Raw genomic sequence first — 2,623 nt, forward strand, 5'->3', positions numbered from 1 at the left:
CCGGCGACCCGCGTGCGGTGAATCGATCAGAAGACGCTGACGCCGTAGACGCTCAGGGCCTCGGTAACGGGCTGGAAGTAGGTCGTCCCGCCGCTGCTGCAGTTACCGCTACCGCCGGAGGTGAGGCCGAGCGCGGTGCTACCGGAGAAGAGCGAGCCACCGCTGTCGCCACCCTCGGCGCAGACGTTGGTGCGGATCAGGCCGGAGACCGAACCCTCGGCGTAGTTCACCGTGGCGTTGGTCGCGGACACCGAGCCGCTGCGCAGGCCGGTGGTGCTGCCGGAGCGCTGCACCGACTGGCCGACCGACGCGTTGCCGGAGCCGGTGATGTCCCGGTAGCTGCCGTTGTAGAGGTAGACGTTGCCGGCGGCGTTCGCGGAGTTGTTGTGCCGCACGATGCCGTAGTCGTTGCCCGGGAAGCTGGTGCCGGCACGGGTGCCCAGCAGGGTGGTCTGGCTGGAGTTCGAGTACCAGTTGGTGCCGAGGTTGGTGCAGTGCCCGGCGGTCAGGAAGTAGTAGGTGCTGCCGCTGCGCACGTTGAAGCCGAGCGAGCAGCGGTAGCCGCCGGTGTAGATGGCCTGGCCACCCGAGATGCGGGTGCTGAGCACGCCGGCCTCGGCCTCGACGCGTACCGCGCCGTTGGCGCGCGCGGCAGCGGCCTTGACCCGCTCCAGCTTGGCGCCGGTGACGGTGCTGTCGACGGAGACGACCACCTGGTTGGTGATCGGGTCGCTCCACCAGGCGGTGCCCGGGATCTTCGCCGAGCGCTCCAGCTCGGCGGTGGCCCGGTTGAGCTCGGCGGCGCCGCGGGTGACGTATCGGACGCTCGCTCCGGCCTTGCTGACCGTGCGGGCGGCGGCGGCGTCGGTCACCGTGACGACGGTCTTGCCGCTGGCGTCGATGTACGAGCCGGCGGAGCGGTCGCCGAGCTGAGCGGAGAGGGCGGCGGCGGCGTCGGGCGAGGCGGCGGGGGCGGCCTGGGCGGGTGCGCCGATGAGCGAGCCGACGACCAGGGTTCCGCTCACGGCAACAGTCGCCGCAACGCGGAATGAGGACCTCGTGGGTCGCATGTAACAAACCTCCTGGGCGGGGGAGACGGGTCTGGCCGGGGGTGGCTGACCCGAGGGGCGACCCGGCCGATCTGCGAGAACCGGCCGAGTGAACAGAAGTATTCACATACTTAAGATCATTGACAAGACCTGGTTTCGCCCGAATTCGTCGACCCGCGCCAGTCACACCGCCGCAACACCGCGGACACGTTCGCGGGCACCTGCCGTCACAGCCCTGAGGACCGCCGGATCCGTTTCGGACACCACTCGCCGACCGACGCCGTTGACGCCACAACCCCCGCCGCCGGATCACCACGGATCGGGCCGCACGGCGGGCGGCGGTGGGCGGCGTCAGGGGGTACGGCGGCGCGCGCCGGGACCCGGGCGGGGCAGCACGTCGCGGGGATCATCCACCGGGTGCCCCTCGGCGCAGCGCAGCTCGACGCGAACCGGGGCGCCGCAGTCGCGATGCCCCACGCTCAACGGCGAGCCCTCGGCGTCGGCCAGGTACCGGTCACCCCACCCGAGCACGGCGACCAGCACCGGCCAGAGGGCCAGACCCTTCTCCGTCAGCCGGTACTCGTGGCGCAGCCGGCTGCCGGGCTCCCGGTACGGCTCACGACGCAGAACGCCCCGCTCGACGAGCACCGCCAGCCGGTTGGTGAGAACCTGGCGCGGAATACCGGTGCGGACCCGCATGTCGTCGAAGCGCCGCACGCCGCTGAACACCTCGCGCAGCACCACCATGGTCCACCGCTCGCCGAGGATCTCCATCGCGCGGGCGATGGTGCAGTTCTCCACCGACCAGTCCAGTGCCCCGGGTCTCATCCGACCAGGCTAGGTCTCATTGACAGACTCAGCAACGTCCTGCGACGCTGCGTCCATGACACAGACCCAGGAGCCGGCGCGCAGCCGTACCTTCACCTGGTCCGACCCGGCGGCCAACGCCGCGCAGGTCGGTCGGCGCAGCGGCATCGACCTGCTCCGCGCGATGATCGCCGGAGAACTGGCCGCACCCCCGGTGATGCACCTGATCGACATGGCCCGGATGGAGGCCGACGAGGGTCGGGTCGCCGTCGAGCTGGTCCCCCAGGAGTTCCACTACAACCCGCTGGGCACCGTCCACGGTGGCGTCATCTCGACCCTGCTGGACACCGCCGCCGCCTGTGCCGTGCACACCACGCTGCCCGCCGGGGTCGGCTACACCTCGCTGGACCTGAACGTGAAGTTCCTGCGCCCGGTCACCGTCGACAGCGGCACGCTGCGCTGCGAGGGCACGGTGCTGCAACGCGGTCGCCGCACGGCCCTGGCCGAAGCCCGCCTCACCGACGCGAACGCCCGCCTGATCGCCCACGCGACAAGCACCTGCCTCCTGTTCCCCCTCCCCCCAACCCCCTAACCCCCCCAACCGCCCCACCGCCCCACCGCCCCAAACGGCGGGTTGATCATGAAGTTATTGCCCGCCTCGTCGGCGTGTCGGGGCAATAACTTCATGATCAACGGATCTGGTGGGGTGGGAGTGTCCGGGGAGCGGGTTGGGGTTCGACGTTTCCGGTGAGCGGTGCCGGGGCGGC

At 70.8% G+C, this 2,623-nt stretch carries 3 protein-coding genes; 1 reads left to right on the top strand and 2 read right to left on the bottom strand.

Translation table 11 applies throughout. The annotated features are described in order from the left end of the window. Positions 1-26 precede the first annotated feature (26 nt). Both AB0J68_RS30655 and AB0J68_RS30660 read right to left on the bottom strand, forming a co-directional pair. Positions 27-1,070, bottom strand: coding sequence for a S1 family peptidase (locus tag AB0J68_RS30655; protein ID WP_363942191.1), 1,044 nt, complete (start codon positions 1,068-1,070; stop codon positions 27-29). Positions 1,071-1,400: 330 nt separating this feature from the next. After that, a complete protein-coding gene (locus AB0J68_RS30660; RefSeq protein ID WP_363942194.1) occupies positions 1,401-1,877 on the bottom strand; it encodes a helix-turn-helix domain-containing protein in 477 nt (158 codons plus the stop codon). Positions 1,878-1,932: 55 nt separating this feature from the next. Between AB0J68_RS30660 and AB0J68_RS30665 the strand changes: the two genes are divergently transcribed. Beyond that, entirely contained in the window at positions 1,933-2,448 is a 516-nt protein-coding gene (locus AB0J68_RS30665; RefSeq protein WP_354856036.1) for a PaaI family thioesterase, read from the top strand. Positions 2,449-2,623 lie beyond the last annotated feature (175 nt).

Source organism: Micromonospora sp. NPDC049580 (assembly GCF_040675595.1).
Lineage (GTDB): Bacteria > Actinomycetota > Actinomycetes > Mycobacteriales > Micromonosporaceae > Micromonospora.

Bases quoted from the DNA above. Each gene is read 5' to 3' on its own strand.
- AB0J68_RS30655 (WP_363942191.1), bottom strand. From the start codon at position 1,070: ATGCGACCCACGAGGTCCTCATTCCGCGTTGCGGCGACTGTTGCCGTG.
- AB0J68_RS30660 (WP_363942194.1), bottom strand. From the start codon at position 1,877: ATGAGACCCGGGGCACTGGACTGGTCGGTGGAGAACTGCACCATCGCC.
- AB0J68_RS30665 (WP_354856036.1), top strand. From the start codon at position 1,933: ATGACACAGACCCAGGAGCCGGCGCGCAGCCGTACCTTCACCTGGTCC.